At 43.3% G+C, this 2,469-nt stretch carries 1 protein-coding gene; it reads left to right on the top strand.

The features are described 5' to 3' along the window. Positions 1–2,469 (top strand): condensation domain-containing protein (locus tag CRS_RS24265; protein ID WP_228451346.1); only part of this gene is annotated, 2,469 nt, incomplete at both ends.

The following is a 2,469-nucleotide window of genomic DNA, read 5'->3' as shown; positions in this document are numbered from 1 at the left end:
CGGCAATATTGAATATTTGGGCCGTATAGACCACCAGGTAAAGATCCGTGGTCACCGTATTGAGCTGGGTGAGATCGACAGTCATGTACTTTCTTACAGTGAAGCAATCAAAAATGCAGTTACCGAGGTTAAGGAACATGATGGTGATAAGAGCCTTGTTGTGTATTATGTTAGCAGCATTGCTATAGATAAAGAGTCACTTTCTGCTTACCTTGGGAGCCGTCTTCCGCAGTATATGGTTCCTGTTTTCTATGTATCGCTTGAAAGTATTCCATTAACGGTCAACGGTAAGATCGACCGGCAGCGGTTACCATCGGTTGGTCTTGAAGATGTTATCAGGAGTGAATATGTCTCTCCTGAGAATGAAGAACAGCGTGTTCTATCCCTTGTGTGGGAACAGGTTTTAAAGCACAGCCCTGTAAGTATCCGTGATAACTATTATAACCTTGGCGGAGATTCTATCAAATCGATCCAGATTGTATCGCGTTTACGTCAGCATGGTTACAGCTTAAAGGTTGAGCATATCCTTCAGTATCCTGTTCTGGATGATCTGAGTAAGCATATGATTCGTTCAGTTGTATCCGTGGACCAGTCAGCTGTTGATGGAGCGAGTATTCTTACTCCGATCCAGCGTTACTTTTTTGAGAGTTCAGATATCGTTGATAAGAACCATTATAACCAGAGTGTAATATTAAAGAGCAGCTCTAGACTTTCGGGTTCTGATCTGGAACTGAGTCTTAAGGATCTTGTTTTCCACCATGATGCACTTCGTATGGTATACCGTGAATCTTCCGGAGAGTGGAGTCAGTATAATGCAGGCTCTGAGGGATCGGGTTACCGTTTTTCTTATTTTGATATCAGGAGTGATACTGCTATTGAAGAAGCGCATCGTTTACGTGATATCGGTGAAGTTCTTCAGGGTGGAATAGATATAAGTTCTGGAGTATTGCTTCATGCCTGTCATGTTTCGATGAGTGATGGGGACCGTTTGATCCTGGTGATTCACCATTTGGTTGTTGACGGTGTTTCGTGGCGTATCTTGCTTGAAGACCTTGGAGAGCTTTATGCCTGCCGTGTTGAAGGGAGATTGTATTCATTACCTGAAAAGACCGACTCCTTCCAGCGCTGGGGTGATTGTTTATCATCTTACAGTGTAAGTCCTGTGTTATTGCATGAACGTGGTTACTGGGAATCTGTGGAATCGGAATTTTATCCTCTGTTTCCTACGGATTATCCTGTTGGCGGAAAACATATTTTAGATCAAAGCTTAGGATTTACCTTAAGTGAGGACAGTACCCGTGCTGTTCAGACGCGTGCCGGTAAGCATTACGGAGCTGAGATAAATGATATTCTGCTTACGTGTCTTGCCCTGTCTTTAGATAGTGTTCTGGGAGTTGGCAAGAGCAAGGTTCTGCTTGAGGGCCACGGACGGGAGGATTTGGGACTGGGTGTTGATGTAAGCCGTACGGTAGGCTGGTTTACCAGTGTGTACCCCTTCAGTCTTGATATAACGGGTCTTGATGAAGGAGGAGAACCTAGTATTGTCCGGGTGAAGGAAAGCTTACGCCGCATTCCGCATAAAGGGATTGGTTATGGAATTCTGCATTACCTTAATGGTGAGATTCCTTCCGGGTCAAAAGCGAGTATATTATTCAATTACTTAGGGGATTTTAATGAAATAATGCCTTCTTCTTCCTCAGTACTGAGTTATTCCTCAGAAGACATTGGCTCTGCTGTATCTGATGCGAATCTTCTTACCGATATTTTACTTGATGTTTCCGGAATGACTGTAAACGGAGAGATGAGCATCCATATCCGTTACTCTGATAAGGTGTATAATGAGAGCACGATCTCTCGATTGTTATCCTCTTATCAGTCGCACCTGGAAGATATGATTTCGGAGAGTTCTGCGTTGTGGGATAAAAGGATATTGACGCCATCTGATTTTACGTATAAGGGTTTGTCTTTTAGCACGGTAGAATCAGTTAGCTCTGAGCATGATATAGAAGATCTCTATGAGCTGTCACCGATGCAGCAGGGGTTATATTACCACTGGCTTTTAGACCCTTCCGGGAGCACTTATTTTATGCAGACGAGCTACCGTATCAAGGGTATGGGGCTTAATGTTTCGCATGTAGAATCTGCATTTTCCTTTTTACTGAACCGTTATACTATTCTTCGCACCTCCTTCACGAGCCAGTATGGAGATCATCCTTTGCAGCTTGTTCATAGGGAAGCGCGTGTTGATTTCAGCTATAGTGATCTTTCGGGAAAAGGTATTGGTTATGCGGAAGAAGAACTGGCAAAGATAAAGGGTGAAGATATTTCCCGTGGCTTTATGCTGAATGAATGTACGCAGATGCGTTTACATGTTGTATTGCTGGATAATGGATATTATGAGTTTATCTGGAGCCACCACCATATTATCATGGACGGATGGTGTCTGGGTATTCTGATCAATGATTTTAC

Source organism: Chryseobacterium sp. ON_d1, assembly GCF_006829085.1.
Taxonomy (GTDB): domain Bacteria; phylum Bacteroidota; class Bacteroidia; order Flavobacteriales; family Weeksellaceae; genus Chryseobacterium.
The sequence above is the reverse complement of the archived record's forward strand: the minus strand, read 5'-3'. Positions and strand labels throughout refer to the sequence as shown.